We start from the raw sequence: 16,453 nt of genomic DNA on the forward strand, positions 1-16,453 counted from the left end.
ATCAGATATAAATATCGACCCCAAGCATTTGAGCAAGTTCCTCTTTTCTCGCCTGGTTCATCACGTCCATATACTCTTCTAACGCTTTACGCGATCGGCCTTCCGGCAGATCATACTGCACCTGCGCACGATGGATATCGGACGGATCCATTTGACGAATGGAATTAGAAACAGCGGTCGCGACTTTGGTGGTTTGTGCCACCTCCGACGATCCCTTACTTACCTCATTCTTCTTTTTCGCTTTAGATGCCCGGTTAGCACCGGGTATCCGCGCGGGAGGCAATCCATTAATTGAAACCATGCTGTTCCTGCTCATTCAAGGCGGACGAACACGCCCAGCCTTTGCCTATGATCGTCCGGGATTATTCACGGCCCGGCAGCTTTTTCCACGCTACCGTGTCACGCAGATAAACCGGGCTGGCATTTTCCACCGCAACGGTGTTGCCTTTTTCCAGCTCATGCTTAGCCAGCACCACCATATCCTGCGCCTGTGGATACAGTACACCGCTGTCCTGACGCTCGATTGGCAGACTCGCCAGCGCTTCACTGTAGGCATCCCAACCCGTACCGGCAGTGCCCCAGATTTCGCTGCTTGCGCTGATTTTCTCACTCAGCGCTTGTGGCGGAATAACACACTCTTCATCTGTCGTTAGCCAAGTGCCATCTTCCTGACGCTCATAACGGCCCCAGTACACTTCGCTCATACGCGCGTCAATCGCACTGGCCACACGAGTCATACCGTGTTCACGGTATGCACCTTGTGCCAACGCAGCCAGCGTCGAAATGCCAATCATTGGTAAGTCAGCGCCGAACGCTAAACCTTGTGCAATTCCGATGCCAATACGCACACCAGTAAAGCTGCCCGGGCCACGGCCAAACGCCAGCGCATCCAACTCTTGCAACGTGACTCCGGCTTCTTTCAACACCTCGTCCACCATTGGCAGGATCTTTTTGGTGTGATCGCGCGGCGCCACTTCACTACGGCTGTACAGTTTGTCGCCTACCATCAAAGCAACCGAACAGGCTTCTGTTGCGGTATCTAAGGCAAGAATTTTTGCGCTCATGTATATCTCTAATTTATTGCTGTTTCTGATAAATGTTGCAGAAAGTCTTTCACCACATCGAGATCCCGCGTACGCGGAATCGGCGGTAGGCTGGCAAGGAAAATGCCTCCATAGTCGCGGGTCACCAAGCGGTTATCGCAGATGATCAGCGCTCCTTTGTCTTTCTGGTCTCGAATAAGTCGTCCCACACCCTGCTTTAAGGTAATCACCGCTTCAGGCAGTTGTACCTGCGCAAACGGATCGCCACCACGTAGCTTACAGTCTTCAATACGCGCTTTGAGCAGCGGGTCATCAGGTGCGGTAAACGGAAGTTTGTCGATGATAACACAGCTTAGTGTGTCGCCTCTAACATCTATACCTTCCCAGAAGGCCCCTGTAGCCACCAACAGCGCGTTGCCGAGTTCCATAAACTCAGCCAGAGTTTTCTGCTTGCTGGTTTCCCCCTGCATCAACACTGGCAGCGTCAGTTGCTCACGAAACCGCTCTCCCAGTTCGCGCATCATGCTGTGCGAAGTACATAGAAAAAAGCAACGCCCCTGGTTTTGCTCTATCACCGGAGCCAGCATGCGCACCAGTTTATCGGCAAGTCCGGGACTGTTAGGTTCAGGCAGATAACGCGGCACGCACAGTTTGGCCTGCTGCTCATAATCGAACGGGCTGGGCAGAGAAAACTGCGCGGTCGGGGTCAAGCCCAAGCGATGGGTAAAATGGCCGAAGTCGTCGTTCACCGCCAGCGTTGCTGAGGTAAAAATCCACGCCCCTTGCTTCATTTCCATTTGTTCATGGAATTTATCAGCCACCGTCAGCGGTGTGATATGCAGGCTGAAATGGCGCGGCGTGGTGTCATACCAGTAGGAATAACCGGTGATTGACACATCGCATACTCGCTCGATGCGTCCTTTGATGACATTCGCACGCTCAAACGCGGTATCGAGCAGTTGGCTGCGACCCAACGCCAGTTTAAGGACATCAATGGCGAAGTTGAGGCTATCAAGCACCCGTTCAATCTCGCGCGAAATAGACGGCGACTGCATCGCTTCGCGCCAGTTACCGCGATAACCCGGTTCACCCAACACAATGCGCAAATCCATCGCCGATTGCACTAACTTGTCGCCCACTTTTTGCAGTTGACGCATGTCTTTGGCTTCGGTGCGATAACCAATCTCGATGTCTTTCGCCAGCTCTTGAATCTGGCGGCTTGAAACCGACTGACCAAAATACTGGCTGGCAATATCCGGCAGTTGATGCGCTTCATCGAAAATAAACACGTCCGCCTCTGGGATCAATTCGCCAAAGCCGGTCTCTTTGATGGCTAAATCAGCCAAAAACAGGTGATGGTTGACCACGACCACATCGGCCTCCATCGCTTTGCGGCGCGCTTTCGAAACGAAACAGTCCTGATAACTCGGGCACTCTTTGCCAAGGCAGTTATCGTTGGTCGAGGTGATCGTTGGGATCACCAGGCTGTCTTCAGGCAAATCGTCGCACTCACCCAAATCGCCGGTTTTGGTTTCCGATGCCCAGCTGCGTACTTTGACCAACTGAGTCAGTAACGTTGGATCCGCTTCGTTGGTATGGCTCTCCACCATCTGGCGGCTGAGGCGATCGAGACATAAGTAGTTCGCCCGCCCTTTGAGCAGTGCCACATTGCCATGAAAACCGAGCGCGCCAACCATCAACGGCAGATCGCGATGGAACAGCTGCTCCTGTAGGTTCTTGGAGCCGGTACTGATGATCACCTTTTTACCGCTCAGCAGTGCGGGGACCAGATAGGCGAAGGTTTTGCCCGTACCCGTTCCGGCCTCGACCACCAGCTGCGAGCTATGTTTAATGGCATTAGCGACCGCCTCGGCCATATCAATTTGCGCCTGACGAGCCTGAAAACCCGGAATGGCTTTGCCGAGTGCGCCTTGCTGAGAGAAGGTTTTTGCGATCATCCTGAGAGCTGACGGAAAATAGAATGTCGCGATTATGGCAGGTTTCCGTACAAGGCGCGAATCGGATTACGCTCGCGCCAACGTGCAGGAAAAAGAGGTAAAGCTAACCAAGTAGAGTTAACGCCGGTTCAGATACCGGGCCATCCAGGGCGGTGCATCATAACCCGTCCCGATTTCACACATCACTCTTGCCGCTTCAGCTGGCGAGGCTTTGTTTTCCCAAAGAGTATCAAGCAGAGCCTGATTGATGGGTTGATCCCCCATCAGAGCGGAAACACGTTCGACATACAACTTACGCGCAAGAAGTTCTTTATCCATAAAACACCACCTTGAATGCACACTAAAATGCCCGAATTTACTGAAGAATAAACCCGTAGCAGACCGTGATAGTTGTTGAAACCGATGTGAGAATAGATTAATTATAGACGCTATATTTTGGACTGCCCGACCGTTCCGGCACGTCCATCTTGTTATACATCCCAGGTCATTGGACTCCGTTATCCCACCTTCTTGTTCTTGCCGCCAATCTGGCTGCCACCTCAAGTTGATGGGTTACACCGCTTCAACTAAACACGGGATTCCAAAATAAAAGAAATGCACGGAAGTTGTATTAATGGAAAAGAAAACGCTCCTCACGCATTGTACAGATGCCCCGGGTTTGATCTCTAAAATCACCAATATTTGTTACAAGCACCAACTCAACATCATTCACAACAATGAATACGTGGACAACACCAGCGGCCATTTTTTCATGCGCACCGAGCTGGAAGGGTACTTCAACGATGAAACCCTGCTGGCGGATTTAGACCACGCCCTGCCACAGGGTGCCAAGCGTAAGCTCATCAGCTCAAGCCGTAAGCGGGTTGTGATTCTGGTGACCAAAGAAGCCCACTGTCTAGGCGACATTCTGATGAAAAACTTTGATGGCAGTCTGGACGTCGATATCGCCGCCGTCGTGGGTAACTACGATACGCTGCAAGGCCTGACCGAGAAGTTTGAAATCCCGTATCACTGCGTGTCTCACGAAGGTCTGAACCGTCAGGAACACGAGCAGAAGATTCTGGAAGTGATTGACAAGTACCAGCCGGATTACGTCGTGCTGGCAAAATACATGCGTGTTCTGACGCCGGGTTTTGTTGAAAAGTACCATCACAAAATCATCAACATTCACCACAGCTTCCTGCCAGCGTTCATTGGTGCGAAACCTTACCAGCAAGCGTATGAGCGCGGCGTGAAAATCATCGGTGCGACTGCGCACTTCGTGACCAACGATCTCGACGAAGGACCAATCATCAAGCAGGACGTGATTCCGGTCGATCACACGTTCAGCGCGCAGGATATGGCGCAGGCTGGCCGTGACGTTGAAAAGAACGTACTGAGCAAAGCATTAGCCAAAGTGCTCAACGATCATGTGTTTGTCTACGGCAACAAGACGGTGATTCTGTAATCCATTCGGTTGCGGAGACGAAAAAGGCGCTTAATCGCGCCTTTTTTATTGTTCGCATGAGCGGATAATTTACAGCTTAACGGCCAGCGTGACACCCTGGCGAATTGCGCGCACCGCATCCAGTTCGCCAGCATGATCGGCACCGCCAATGACGTGCAGCTTGTCGCCCAATTGCTCCCATTTGTCTTCAAACGGACGCACTGACTCCTGCCCCGCACAAATCACCACTTTGTCGACTTCCAACAACTTATGCTGTTCATCAATCGAGATGTGCAAGCCATGAGGGTCAATCCTGTCGTAACTCACACCACCGAGTAAGTGAACGCCGCGTTTTTCCAGTGTGCGTTTATGGATCCAGCCAGTGGTTTTACCCGGACCACGGCCGACACGCCCTTTACGACGCTGCAACAGCCACACTTCTTTGTCGCTGACCGAATCCGGATGCGGGTACAAACCACCAGGATGCGCGATATCGGTGTCGATGCCCCACTCATGCAACCAGTCTTGGAGATTGTGACCTTGCGGTTCGGTGATCATAGTCGCCACATCCACACCGATGCCGCCGGCACCGACGATCGCCACCTTGTCACCGACTGGTGTCTTTTCGCGGATCAGCGTTTGGTAATCGACGACTTTCTCAGGGTTATCCACGCCTTCAATTTTTACTCTGCGTGGCTCAACGCCTGACGCCATGACCACTTCGTCGTAACCAGAGAGCATGTCGTAAGTCACTTCAGTATCAAGGTGCAAACGCACGCCCGTTTCTTCCAAACGGTTGGCAAAATAGCGAATGGTTTCACGGAACTCTTCCTTGCCCGGGATCTGCATCGCGAGGCGGAACTGGCCACCAATACGGTCATTACGTTCAAACAGATCGACCTCGTGACCACGCTCTGCAAGCGTCGTCGCACTGGCAAGACCTGCGGGGCCGGCACCAATCACCGCCACCTTTTTCTTCACACTTGCGGGTTGCACCACGATTTCTGTTTCATAACAGGCACGCGGGTTGACCATGCAGCTTGCCCGTTTGCCACGGAACACGTTGTCGAGGCAGGCTTGGTTACAGCCGATGCAGGTGTTGATAAAAGCGGCTTTGCCCTGCTCTGCTTTAGCGACAAACTCTGCGTCAGCCAGGAACGGACGCGCCATCGACACCATATCTGCCTGACCGCTGGCAATAATTTTTTCTGCCTGCTCCGGCGTGTTAATACGGTTGCAGGTGACCACGGGCACCTTAAGGTGCGGTTTGATTTTTTCGGTTACCCAGGCAAACGCTGCTCGCGGCACCTGAGTCGCAATCGTCGGAATACGGGCTTCATGCCAGCCGATCCCCGTATTGATGATCGTCACACCCGCATCTTCTAACGCTTTGGCCAGCATCAGAACTTCTTCAAAAGTGCTGCCTTCTTCGACCAGATCGAGCATCGACAGACGGAAGATGATGATAAATTCTTTACCGACTGCTTCGCGAATGGCACGCACCACTTCAAGCGGAAAACGGATACGGTTTTCGTAGCTGCCCCCCCAGTCGTCATAACGCATGTTGGTGCGTTTACAAATAAATTGGTTGAGCAAATAGCCCTCGGAGCCCATCACTTCTACACCATCGTAGCCAGCCAGCTGCGCCAGTTCCGCGCTATTGGCAAACGCCGCAATGGTTTTCCGGATTTGACGCGGGCTCATTTCGCTGGGTGCAAATTTAGCGATCGGTGCTTTAATTGAAGAGGCGCTCTGGGCAAATGGGTGCATGGCGTAGCGGCCTGCGTGAAGCAGTTGCAACGCTATCTTGCCTCCGTGACGATGTACCGCTTCGGTCACTACCTGGTGCGCTTTAGCGTGTTTGGTTTTGCTGAATTCTGCGCTGAATGGGTGCAGGCGCCCGCGCAGATTCGGTGAAAAACCGCCGGTAACGATAAGACCAACGCCACCTTTGGCGCGCTCTTCGTAAAAGGCAGCAAGTTTGTGGAGTCCTTCCTTTTGTTCTTCAAGACCGGTATGCATCGATCCCATCAGTACGCGGTTACGTAACTGAGTAAATCCAAGGTCTAAAGGCTGTAGCAGATGTGGGTACATGGTGACATCACTTTTATTTTTATCCTTTGGTCCGACCAGAATATGTATGTCATTACTAAAAATCAAACACGTGTTTACATATTTGTAACACCGATCAACCTTGCAGTTGTTTGGGTATAATGAATAACGTAGGATGTAACTCATTAATATCTCTCGGGAACTTGACCGAGCTATCCTCGACAAGCCACTCACTTGTTGCGCTGGAGACACAATGAAACAATTATTTCGATTTATCGGACTGATTTTTAAAGGTATTTGGAAAGTTATCACCTTTATTCGTCTGGCCCTCACCAACCTGATTTTCCTTCTCAGCCTGGCGATTATTTACTTCGTCTATATCCACGCTGAATCTCCAACGCCAACTGTCGACAAAGCGTCTGCGTTAGTGCTCAACTTGTCTGGCCCGATCGTGGAACAAAGCACCTACGTCAACCCGATGGACTCCTTTGCCGGTTCAGTATTGGGGCAGGATTTACCGAAAGAAAACGTGCTGTTCGACATCGTCGATACACTGCGTCATGCCAAGGATGATGAGAAAGTCAGTGGCCTGGTTCTGGCGCTTCGCGACATGCCGGAAACCAACCTGACGAAACTGCGTTACATCGCCAAAGCGATCAATGAGTTCAAGGCGTCCGGTAAACCAGTCTACGCCGTTGGTGATTTCTACAATCAGAGTCAGTACTACCTGGCCAGCTACGCCAACAAGATTTTCCTGTCACCGGATGGTGCGGTGATGCTGCGTGGCTACAGTGCCTACAATCTGTATTACAAAACCCTGCTGGAAAAACTTGATGTAAACACGCACGTCTTCCGCGTCGGCACATATAAGTCAGCGATCGAACCTTTCATTCGTGATGACATGTCGGATGCCGCGCGTGAATCGGCATCTCGCTGGTTAACACAGCTGTGGGGGGCGTATGTGGATGATGTGGCGACGAATCGCCAGATCGATGCAAAGACGCTGACTCCAAGCATGGATGAGTTCCTGGCTCTGCTGAAACAGTCATCCGGTAATCTGGCAGACCTGTCCCTTAAAGTCGGCTTGGTCGATGAATTGGCAACACGCCAGCAAATCCGCAAAGAGTTGGCCGATATCTTTGGCAGTGATGGCGATGACAGCTACAACGCTGTGAGCTACTACGATTACCGACCAACGGTCACGCCAAAGTTTGACATGGCGAACGACGATATCGCGGTCGTGGTCGCAAGCGGTGCGATCATGGATGGTTCACAACCACGCGGTACCGTGGGCGGTGACACCTTAGCCTCACTACTTCGTCAGGCTCGTAACGACGACAAAGTGAAAGCCGTGGTGCTGCGTGTCGACAGTCCGGGAGGCAGCGCATTTGCGTCGGAAGTGATTCGCAACGAAATTGAAGCGATCAAAGCGGCTGGCAAACCGGTAGTGATCTCAATGTCGAGCCTGGCTGCGTCTGGCGGTTATTGGATCTCCATGAGCGGTGACCAAATCGTAGCGCAACCAACCACATTAACGGGCTCTATTGGTATTTTCAGCGTCATTACCACCTTTGAAAAAGGATTGAATAAGCTCGGCGTGTACACCGATGGCGTTGGTACTTCACCTTTCTCTGGCGTTGGCGTGACGACGGGGCTGACGGACGGCGTGAAAGATGCACTGCAAATGGGTATCGAGCATGGTTACCACCGTTTCATTTCTTTGGTTGCCGAAAACCGCCACATGTCTGAACAGGACGTCGACAAGGTGGCTCAGGGCCGCGTCTGGACTGCGCAAGATGCGCAGAAACTCGGGTTAGTAGACAAACTGGGTGACTTCGATGACGCAGTGGCGTTGGCTGCCAGTTTGGCCAAACTGGAGACATACAACCTGTACTGGGTGGAAGAACCACTGAGCCCGGCGCAGCAGTTCCTGCAGGATCTGTTCGGTCAGGTACGTGCTGGTTTGGGGCTTGATGTTTCCAGCCTGATGCCAGAAGCATTAAAACCTGCCACCAAACAGCTCGTGTCCGACGCCAGTCTGCTAAGCAGCTTCAATGATCCGAAAGGCTATTACGCGTTCTGTTTGACCTGTCAGGTTGAATAACGGCATTAAGCCTTATAACTACTGCTCTTACCAGCATGATATCAAGAGGCGCTTTGTTATAAGCGCCTCTTTTTATTGCAGTGGTTTTCGCTATAATCCGCGTTCTGTTCCCCTACAAAAAGTGATGTCCCCCATGACAAGAAAACATATCTATATCGCCTACACTGGCGGCACCATCGGTATGAAAAAATCCGATCATGGTTACGTGCCGGTTGAAGGCTTTATGGAGAAGCAACTGGCGAGTATGCCGGAATTCCACCGTCCGGAAATGCCACAGTTCACCATTCATGAATACGAACCGCTGATCGACTCTTCCGATATGACGCCAGAGGACTGGCAGAAAATTGCGGACGACATTCGCGACAACTACGACAAATACGATGGTTTTGTGATTCTGCATGGCACTGATACCATGGCTTATACCGCCTCTGCACTGTCGTTCATGCTGGAAAACCTGGGTAAGCCAGTCATCGTAACCGGCTCACAGATCCCGCTGGCAGAGCTGCGTTCTGACGGCCAAGCAAACCTGCTTAACGCGTTACACATTGCGGCGAATTACCCGATCAACGAAGTGACGCTGTTCTTCAACAATCAGCTGATGCGCGGAAACCGCAGTACCAAATCCCATGCGGATGGTTTTAACGCTTTCACCTCACCTAACCTGCCACCCCTGCTGGAAGCGGGTATTAACATTCAGGTGAGCAACAACGTGAAACTGGGCGTGCAACCGGAAGGCGAATTCCGTGTACAGAACATCACTCCACAGCCAATCGGCGTGATCACTATGTATCCGGGTATCTCACACGAAGTGATTCGCAACACGCTGTTGCAACCTGTGAACGCGATGATTCTGTTGACGTTCGGTGTCGGTAACGCACCACAAAAACCAGAGCTACTGGCGCAGTTGAAAGATGCCTCTGAACGCGGCGTGATCGTAGTGAACCTGACCCAATGTCTGGCGGGTAAAGTCAACATGGGCGGTTATGCGACAGGCTGTGCGCTGGCAGATGCCGGCGTGATCAGCGGTTTTGATATGACTCCGGAAGCAGCATTGGCAAAACTGCATTACCTATTGAGCCAGAACTTATCGTACGAAGAAGTGAAAGTGCGCATGCAACAAGTTCTGCGTGGCGAAATGAGCCTGTAACGCGACGAATAGAGAGACAAAACCCCGCCAAAGCGGGGTTTTTTATATGACTTTCTGCACTCATGCACAGAGCCGACGACTTACTCTTGGTTTGGATTGATGCGAACGATGTCTTCCTGGCCCTGCTGAAAACGCTTTTTCAGCTCCGCTTTTGATTTAAACACCACATCGCCCCCCACACCGACACTCATGTGGTCGGCATTCAGATTGTGTTTTGACTGATACAACATCACAGCTTGCATACAGTAATCTCGCTGCTCCTGAGAAAGTGTTGTACCCTCAGGCCACTTACCCGTTTCCACAGCGAACACTAAACGCTCATACGCTTCGGGTGTGATTGCATCGATTAATTGATTTGCATCCATGATTGTTTCCTATTTAACACAGCTGATAAAAACAGTTCGCGTCACCTTAACTGGCTGGCATATCGAGTCAAGACCAGCTAAATAAATAAGTGTATCGGATCACAAGCCAACATTATGAACAGCGTAAAAACCTTAGTTATTTTGTCTCTACCGTTGTTACTCAGCGGATGTTTTGAGAATCGTAAGAACACAGAAAAGCTCTGCGCTGATAACCCTAACCTGCGTTGCGAACACCTCAACATGGACGACGGCCAGTGCCGTATTCCGCGTACCGATCTAATCTGGCACCGCTATGAGGTGCTCAAAAATCCGAGTGTGGACAACAAAATTCAGGAATATTCCTTCGTTAGTGCCTACCGCAAGTGCTTGGAGCTAGCATCGCAGATCCAGCCGATTGATCAATCGGCGCTGAAGGAAAGGCGTTTTGATGCGCTAATTCATACCGGCAAAGAGCAAGAACGCCTGGTTAGCGAGCTGCGTCAAATGCGTACGCCGCATTCGCTCTATTTCTTGTGGAGCCAGACTGGTGATAATCAGGCGCGCCGTGAATTCCTGCAAATGGAAGGCAAGCCCGAGCTGGAAACCGCCGAACTGCAATACGCTTTGGCGACATTCTACACGTCGCGGGATCGTGAAAAGACCATCCGCCTGCTGAACCATGCGTTGGAACTCAGTAATGGTCAAACCGTCAACACAGAGATTTTTAAATCACTCGCGAGCACTTACCAAGCGCTGAATGACAAAGAACACGCCTATGTATGGGCCATGGTAGGCAAATCATTTGGTGTACCGCTGGCAACCCCAGCCGAACTGGAATTGCTCTACGGATTCAGTCCGGACAAATTTAAGCGGCTGGAAGGTTTGGCAGACGAAGTCATCAAAGCGATTAACACAGGCCAATTCTCCAGCCACATGATTCCTAACATCTTGGAATGATGTAAAGTTTCAACAATTAGCGGTGAAAGTTTCACCGCTTTTTTAAATTTTGTTGAAAATTAACGACACAGAATTTACACAAAATCGTTCGCCAGTCGTCACCGGGCCATCGGGAAAAACGTGCCCTAAATGGCTGTCACAGGCTGCACAACGGATTTCAGTACGCACCATTCCGTGACTACGATCATCTAAATAACGAATAGCTTCATCGTTAACTGGTGCATCAAAACTCGGCCAACCGCACCCAGAATCATACTTGTTTTCAGAGCGGAAAAGTGGCGCTTCACAGCATGTACAGTGGTAAATCCCTGTCTCTTTATTATGCAAAAGTTTGCCAGTGAAAGGAGCCTCCGTCCCTCGCTCACGGCATACATAGTATTCTTCTTCACTCAGGCGTTCACGCCAGTATTCATCAGGTTTTTTTACTTTTTCGTCTTTCAGAACCACGTTACTTTCTTTCCTTTCTTATAGCGTATTCATGTGCATTTTTTGGATAAAAACTTGCGTACATCGCGCTTTGTAGCACATACTTTCTCACCATGACACGGTGGATTTTCGTTTTCTAAATTACCTAAGATAACTCGGGTATTTTACGTCAATTGGTAGAGATAATAAGCAGTGTCGAGTTTAAAAATTAACCATTTGCAACCGATTGTTAAAAAAAGCGTCGCTTTTTTTTGACTTTAAACAAGTTAAGTCCGATTATCTGTTGCAGACTTTTACTGGATTCTGTAATTTTACTACCAGTTATCTTTAATCAGAAATTAAGTTGTGGAGCAACTATAATGACTATCAAAGTAGGTATTAACGGTTTTGGCCGTATCGGTCGTTTCGTATTCCGTGCAGCACAAGAGCGCAATGACATCGAAGTTGTAGGTATCAACGACCTGATCGACGTAGATTACATGGCATACATGCTAAAATACGACTCAACTCACGGCCGTTTCAACGGTACTGTTGAAGTTGAAGGTGGTAACCTGATCGTAAACGGTAAGACTGTACGTGTTACTGCAGAACGTAACCCAGAAGACCTGAAATGGGACGCAATCGGTGTTGACGTTGTAGCTGAAGCAACTGGTCTGTTCCTGACTGACGAGACTGCACGTAAGCACATCACTGCTGGTGCGAAGAAAGTTGTTCTGACTGGTCCTTCTAAAGACGCAACTCCAATGTTCGTTAACGGCGTAAACTTCGACACTTACGCAGGTCAAGACATCGTTTCTAACGCTTCTTGTACTACAAACTGTCTGGCTCCAATCGCTAAAGTTCTTAACGACAAGTTCGGTATCGTGTCTGGTCTTATGACTACAGTTCACGCTACTACTGCAACTCAAAAAACTGTTGACGGTCCTTCTGCGAAAGACTGGCGCGGTGGTCGTGGTGCTTCTCAGAACATCATCCCATCTTCAACTGGTGCAGCTAAAGCAGTAGGCGTTGTTCTTCCAGAACTGAACGGCAAACTGACTGGTATGGCTTTCCGCGTACCAACTGCTAACGTTTCTGTAGTTGACCTGACTGTTAACCTAGACAAAGCAGCTTCTTACGCAGACATCTGTAAAGCAATGAAAGAAGCTTCTGAAGGCGAACTGAAAGGCGTTCTAGGCTACACTGAAGACGCAGTAGTTTCTCAAGACTTCATCGGCGAAACTTGTACTTCTGTATTCGATGCAGCAGCTGGTATCGCACTGACTGACAAATTCGTTAAAGTTGTATCTTGGTACGACAACGAAATCGGTTACTCAAACAAAGTTCTAGACCTGATCGCTCACATCTCTAAATAATGTAAGCGTTTAGCGAAGCTTAATCTTATTGATAAAGCGTAGAACGAAAGGCGACTCTAGGGTCGCCTTTTTAGTCTCTGACTTTTGTCGGCAGCATGTTTGTTGCCGATGTACAAGGCGTTCCCCGCATACCCACGGCGGTCATTTTGAGTCGCTCGTCCTGCATCGCTGGACGGTCCACCGAAAGACATAAGAGATAGTAGCCGCAAGGTATTCAGGCCCGGAGCGCAATACTCAGGAGCGTTACTTATGGATTTACAGTCTCTTTCTGCCCTCACCGTTTTATCCGACTGCGTGACTGTAGTCGAGTACCAACAGGTTAAAATCGTCCGCGTGATTCATGAAAAAGCCACAGCAGGTATTGCTCTGCATGGCGGCCACGTGGTCTCATTCCAACCCGCCGGACAACCTGATCTCATTTGGATGAGTGATGCGGCAATTTTTGATGGCAAAACCGCTCTGCGCGGTGGCATTCCGGTTTGCTGGCCCTGGTTTGGTCGTTTAGCGAATCCTGGTCACGGTTTTGCCCGCAGCAGCGAATGGCGACTCGTTGAGCATCGCGAAAACGAACAAGGCGTGATAGTGACCCTTGGCTTGAACGCAAACGACGCCACTCTGGCAATCTGGCCATATCAGTTTGACGTTCTGCTGCATGTCGAAGTGTCCGAGCAGCTAAAAGTCTCTCTGGAAATCCACAATACAGATGAAAAAGCCTGGACCTTCTCCGGTGCACTGCATACGTACCTGAACGTGGGCGACATCACTCAGGTACAAACCACAGGCATGGGCGCGGAATACATCGACAGCCTGCAAGACGCCAAAGTTTGTCAAGGTGGTGAAACTCTGGTTCTGACTGACACGATTGATCGCGTCTACACTCAACCGGAAGCACAAATCGAAGTGCAGGACCCGGTATTAAAACGCACGTTGGTGGTCGAAAATAGCGGCCACAACTCGGCAGTGTTGTGGAACCCTTGGTCACAAGGCGCCGCATCGATTGGTGATATGACTGACGATGGCTACAAAACTATGCTGTGTGTAGAGTCGACTCTACATGCGCCTTGCCTATCGGCAGGCAAAACCCTTCAACCGGGTGAGCAGTATTTACTGACAACCACATTGTCCGTGAAATAATGCTAAGGGCAGCTTCGGCTGTCCTTTTTATTTTGTGTGCTTGCCGCTAAACTTACGCCTCAATTTTTAACGTGAGATCACCATGGCTTACCAGTGTCCCCTATGTCAGCAACCTTTATCTTTAACCGAACGGACTTACGCCTGTGAAAACCGTCACCAGTTTGATGTCGCCAAAGAAGGTTACGTCAACCTGATGCCAGCCCATCACAAGCGCTCCAAAGATCCCGGTGATAATAAAGAGATGATGCAGGCCAGACGCCGTTTTCTGGAAGCGGGCCATTATGACCCTATGCGTGACCAAATCGCGGTACTGTGTGCTCAGGCGCTGCAAGGCAGCCAACATCAACTGCTGGACATTGGTTGTGGCGAAGGCTACTACACCACTTACGTCGCCAACGCGCTTCAAGCTCAAAACCCACAAGCACAAACTTACGGACTAGATATCTCCAAAATTGCGGTTCGATACGCAGCCAAACGTTACACCAACTGTGAGTTCACCGTTGCATCCAGCCATCGTCTGCCGTTTGCAGATGCATCACTGGATGGCATTCTGCGCATTTATGCGCCGTGCAAAGCTGAAGAGTTGCAGCGCTGTGTGCGAAACAATGGTGCTGTGATCACGGTAACGCCCGCTGCACGTCATCTTTATCAGTTCAAACAAGGCATTTATCAAGATGTTCGCCTCCATGAAGAGCAACCTGAGATCATCGATGGTTTTGAGCTGGAAACTCAGCAAAAGCTGAACTATATGATGACATTATCCGGAGAAGAGGCGTTTGACCTGCTACAGATGACACCGTTCGCATGGCGTGCCAGCGAAGAGTTCAAATCTGAGGTTCGTGCCTCTGAGCAATTTGAGTGTGAAGCGGACTTTATGTTGCGAGTTTACCGTAAACAATCCCCAAGCGAATAAACGATAATAATTCTCATTTTATTTGCAACCCAAAAGGCTCTCCATTACCATTAGCCGATTTTCAATGGAGGCCTTTTATGCGATTTGCCCTACCCCTACTGCTTTCAGCATCCCTCATGGGTTGCGCAGCAACACCCCAAGTTACCACTTATTACGACTATCAACTCGCCTCCCCTAAGGGTAACTCACTCACGCTATCGCAGTTTGCTCAGGACATCCGAAACGCTGATGTCATCTTAATCGGCGAATGGCACACCCATGCCGGCATTCACCGTTTTCAAACTGAGTTGCTGCAAGAATTGAGCAAATCAAAACGCCCGGTTGCGCTATCGATGGAACAGTTTTCTCGCCCGGATCAAGCCCTCGTGGATGCATACCTGCGGGGTGAAATCGGCGAACAATATCTGATTCAACAAACCAGTGCCTGGCCAAACTATGAAAGTGATTACCGGCCTTTGGTAGAACTTGCCAAGCAGCAGAAAATTGCCGTCATTGCCGCCAATGCCCCTAAATCTATCGTGCGCTGCATCGGCCGCTATGGCGCGGCTTATCTCGAGCAGCTGGCACCCGATGAACGCCTTCAGGTTGCAGCGCAAATCAATACGCAAGATTCAGTCTACAAACAACAGTTTATGGCTTCCATGCATCATGGCACACCCCAACAAACCGAGAACCAATTTGCCGCACAGATCACCTGGGATGAAACAATGGCGGAAAGTATTGTGAATTACCTGACTAAGCATCCGGGCGCACGCGTGATGCATATTGCTGGCTTATTCCATTCTCAGAATGGCCTAGGAACCGCCGCATCCATTCTGCGTCGTAATCCATCGCTGAACATCGTTGTTGTCACTCCTGTTTCAGACTGGCAAACAGAAGGACAAGACTATCAGCTGCGGGTGCTTGCGCCGCCAGTGCGCTACGTTAAACCTGAACATCAGATGGAAGCGTTTAAACAGCTGACACATCGCAATGCCGATTTAACCTGTAAGCCATTGAACAACGAATAGTTTGCTTTTAATCCTGATGATTATCAAAACAGGCATAATGTTTGCTTGACGAATTAGCACACAAAATGTGTAAAAATCGCACAAGTTTTTCACACCCCTGTCGATATAGTGACTGAGAGGCAAATTAGGAGAGATGTATGAACCCAGTAGGCGTAGGATCAGCGCAGCTGTATTCCCCCCAAACGGTGAAATCTCAGGTGTCGGCGACGAGCGAACAGAAATCTGAGCCTGCACCACTCAAGGTTGAGCAGAATAAAGTGACGCTGTCGGAAGAAGGCAAAGCCTTGCTTGCCGCTCTGAAAGAAATTGAAGATGGAAAGACACCAGACATCAAGGATAAAAGCCTGGGTGATAAAGTGGAATCCTTTACCTATGGCGCTCTCGGCATGGGTCACCCAAATGACGTGAAGAAAGAAGATGACTCCTCTTATTCCGCGGGGCAATATCTTTCCGCTGCGGCAACGATCGGCAGTATTTTGCTTTTGATTTAGAGACACACTCTCATTTCGAAAGCACTACTAAGGCTTTCCCGCTCATTGACACACAGATCAAACTCCAATGTTTGACCTGTGTGTTGCGTTAGT

16 protein-coding genes are annotated in these 16,453 nt (G+C 50.1%); 9 read left to right on the top strand and 7 right to left on the bottom strand.

Going from position 1 to position 16,453, the window contains the following annotated elements; all coding sequences use genetic code 11:
• Nucleotide 1: 1 nt before the first annotated feature.
• The 4 genes from DYA43_RS09420 to DYA43_RS09435 all read right to left on the bottom strand — a co-directional run bounded on the left by DYA43_RS09420 (nt 2) and on the right by DYA43_RS09435 (nt 3,319).
• Nucleotides 2-301 (bottom strand): hypothetical protein, encoded by a 300-nt coding sequence (locus DYA43_RS09420; RefSeq protein WP_024373154.1) that lies wholly within the window; start codon nt 299-301, stop codon nt 2-4.
• A gap of 61 nt (nt 302-362) precedes the next feature.
• Nucleotides 363-1,064, bottom strand: a complete 702-nt coding sequence (gene tsaB, locus DYA43_RS09425; RefSeq protein ID WP_032081518.1) for a tRNA (adenosine(37)-N6)-threonylcarbamoyltransferase complex dimerization subunit type 1 TsaB — start codon at nt 1,062-1,064, stop codon at nt 363-365.
• Nucleotides 1,065-1,072: 8 nt separating this feature from the next.
• A complete protein-coding gene (gene yoaA / locus DYA43_RS09430; protein WP_061056699.1) occupies nt 1,073-3,001 on the bottom strand; it encodes a DNA repair helicase YoaA in 1,929 nt (642 codons plus the stop codon).
• A 117-nt stretch (nt 3,002-3,118) separates the two neighbouring features.
• A complete protein-coding gene (locus DYA43_RS09435; RefSeq protein ID WP_020327876.1) occupies nt 3,119-3,319 on the bottom strand; it encodes a hypothetical protein in 201 nt (66 codons plus the stop codon).
• A gap of 295 nt (nt 3,320-3,614) precedes the next feature.
• Here DYA43_RS09435 and purU point away from each other — a divergent pair, with 295 nt between their 5' ends.
• Nucleotides 3,615-4,448, top strand: a complete 834-nt coding sequence (gene purU, locus DYA43_RS09440; RefSeq protein ID WP_024373156.1) for a formyltetrahydrofolate deformylase — start codon at nt 3,615-3,617, stop codon at nt 4,446-4,448.
• A 69-nt stretch (nt 4,449-4,517) separates the two neighbouring features.
• Here purU and DYA43_RS09445 read toward each other — a convergent pair whose 3' ends face one another.
• Nucleotides 4,518-6,521 carry an NADPH-dependent 2,4-dienoyl-CoA reductase gene (locus DYA43_RS09445; RefSeq protein WP_047462773.1) on the bottom strand — a complete coding sequence of 668 codons (2,004 nt, stop codon included), beginning with the start codon at nt 6,519-6,521 and terminating at the stop codon, nt 4,518-4,520.
• A 211-nt stretch (nt 6,522-6,732) separates the two neighbouring features.
• Between DYA43_RS09445 and sppA the strand changes: the two genes are divergently transcribed.
• Together sppA and ansA are read left to right on the top strand one after the other, a co-directional pair.
• The gene (gene sppA / locus DYA43_RS09450; protein ID WP_047462776.1) at nt 6,733-8,583 is read left to right on the top strand and encodes a signal peptide peptidase SppA; all 1,851 of its coding nucleotides are present in this window, start codon (nt 6,733-6,735) and stop codon (nt 8,581-8,583) included.
• A 133-nt stretch (nt 8,584-8,716) separates the two neighbouring features.
• Nucleotides 8,717-9,730, top strand: a complete 1,014-nt coding sequence (ansA, locus tag DYA43_RS09455; RefSeq protein WP_020327881.1) for an asparaginase — start codon at nt 8,717-8,719, stop codon at nt 9,728-9,730.
• Between the two features lie 80 nt (nt 9,731-9,810).
• On the opposite strand, the gene DYA43_RS09460 is transcribed toward ansA, so the two are convergent.
• Complete coding sequence (locus tag DYA43_RS09460; protein ID WP_020327882.1) at nt 9,811-10,095, bottom strand: YeaC family protein; 285 nt, start codon at nt 10,093-10,095, stop codon at nt 9,811-9,813.
• 114 nt (nt 10,096-10,209) lie between these two features.
• Between DYA43_RS09460 and DYA43_RS09465 the strand changes: the two genes are divergently transcribed.
• Nucleotides 10,210-11,031 carry a DUF2989 domain-containing protein gene (locus DYA43_RS09465; protein ID WP_061056700.1) on the top strand — a complete coding sequence of 274 codons (822 nt, stop codon included), beginning with the start codon at nt 10,210-10,212 and terminating at the stop codon, nt 11,029-11,031.
• Nucleotides 11,032-11,073: 42 nt separating this feature from the next.
• Here the strand turns inward: DYA43_RS09465 and msrB are convergent, their stop codons facing one another.
• Nucleotides 11,074-11,478, bottom strand: a complete 405-nt coding sequence (msrB, locus tag DYA43_RS09470) for a peptide-methionine (R)-S-oxide reductase MsrB (protein WP_061056701.1) — start codon at nt 11,476-11,478, stop codon at nt 11,074-11,076.
• A 338-nt stretch (nt 11,479-11,816) separates the two neighbouring features.
• On the opposite strand from msrB, the gene gap reads away from it, so the two are divergent.
• The 5 genes from gap to DYA43_RS09495 all read left to right on the top strand — a co-directional run bounded on the left by gap (nt 11,817) and on the right by DYA43_RS09495 (nt 16,360).
• Nucleotides 11,817-12,812, top strand: a complete 996-nt coding sequence (gene gap, locus DYA43_RS09475) for a type I glyceraldehyde-3-phosphate dehydrogenase (protein WP_020327886.1) — start codon at nt 11,817-11,819, stop codon at nt 12,810-12,812.
• Between the two features lie 249 nt (nt 12,813-13,061).
• A complete protein-coding gene (locus DYA43_RS09480) occupies nt 13,062-13,946 on the top strand; it encodes a D-hexose-6-phosphate mutarotase (RefSeq protein WP_061056702.1) in 885 nt (294 codons plus the stop codon).
• 82 nt (nt 13,947-14,028) lie between these two features.
• Entirely contained in the window at nt 14,029-14,859 is an 831-nt protein-coding gene (rlmA, locus tag DYA43_RS09485) for a 23S rRNA (guanine(745)-N(1))-methyltransferase (RefSeq protein ID WP_020327888.1), read from the top strand.
• Between the two features lie 77 nt (nt 14,860-14,936).
• The gene (locus tag DYA43_RS09490; protein ID WP_061056703.1) at nt 14,937-15,869 is read left to right on the top strand and encodes a ChaN family lipoprotein; all 933 of its coding nucleotides are present in this window, start codon (nt 14,937-14,939) and stop codon (nt 15,867-15,869) included.
• Nucleotides 15,870-16,006: 137 nt separating this feature from the next.
• Complete coding sequence (locus tag DYA43_RS09495) at nt 16,007-16,360, top strand: hypothetical protein (RefSeq protein ID WP_020327890.1); 354 nt, start codon at nt 16,007-16,009, stop codon at nt 16,358-16,360.
• Nucleotides 16,361-16,453 lie beyond the last annotated feature (93 nt).

Origin of the sequence: Vibrio fluvialis (assembly GCF_900460245.1) — a bacterium.
In the GTDB taxonomy this organism is placed as follows: Bacteria; Pseudomonadota; Gammaproteobacteria; order Enterobacterales; family Vibrionaceae; genus Vibrio; species Vibrio fluvialis.

Bases quoted from the DNA above. Each gene is read 5' to 3' on its own strand.
- DYA43_RS09490 (WP_061056703.1), top strand. From the start codon at position 14,937: ATGCGATTTGCCCTACCCCTACTGCTTTCAGCATCCCTCATGGGTTGC.
- DYA43_RS09495 (WP_020327890.1), top strand. From the start codon at position 16,007: ATGAACCCAGTAGGCGTAGGATCAGCGCAGCTGTATTCCCCCCAAACG.
- DYA43_RS09465 (WP_061056700.1), top strand. From the start codon at position 10,210: ATGAACAGCGTAAAAACCTTAGTTATTTTGTCTCTACCGTTGTTACTC.
- sppA (WP_047462776.1), top strand. From the start codon at position 6,733: ATGAAACAATTATTTCGATTTATCGGACTGATTTTTAAAGGTATTTGG.
- gap (WP_020327886.1), top strand. From the start codon at position 11,817: ATGACTATCAAAGTAGGTATTAACGGTTTTGGCCGTATCGGTCGTTTC.
- DYA43_RS09460 (WP_020327882.1), bottom strand. From the start codon at position 10,095: ATGGATGCAAATCAATTAATCGATGCAATCACACCCGAAGCGTATGAG.
- yoaA (WP_061056699.1), bottom strand. From the start codon at position 3,001: ATGATCGCAAAAACCTTCTCTCAGCAAGGCGCACTCGGCAAAGCCATT.
- tsaB (WP_032081518.1), bottom strand. From the start codon at position 1,064: ATGAGCGCAAAAATTCTTGCCTTAGATACCGCAACAGAAGCCTGTTCG.
- DYA43_RS09445 (WP_047462773.1), bottom strand. From the start codon at position 6,521: ATGTACCCACATCTGCTACAGCCTTTAGACCTTGGATTTACTCAGTTA.
- DYA43_RS09480 (WP_061056702.1), top strand. From the start codon at position 13,062: ATGGATTTACAGTCTCTTTCTGCCCTCACCGTTTTATCCGACTGCGTG.
- purU (WP_024373156.1), top strand. From the start codon at position 3,615: ATGGAAAAGAAAACGCTCCTCACGCATTGTACAGATGCCCCGGGTTTG.
- ansA (WP_020327881.1), top strand. From the start codon at position 8,717: ATGACAAGAAAACATATCTATATCGCCTACACTGGCGGCACCATCGGT.
- rlmA (WP_020327888.1), top strand. From the start codon at position 14,029: ATGGCTTACCAGTGTCCCCTATGTCAGCAACCTTTATCTTTAACCGAA.
- DYA43_RS09435 (WP_020327876.1), bottom strand. From the start codon at position 3,319: ATGGATAAAGAACTTCTTGCGCGTAAGTTGTATGTCGAACGTGTTTCC.
- DYA43_RS09420 (WP_024373154.1), bottom strand. From the start codon at position 301: ATGGTTTCAATTAATGGATTGCCTCCCGCGCGGATACCCGGTGCTAAC.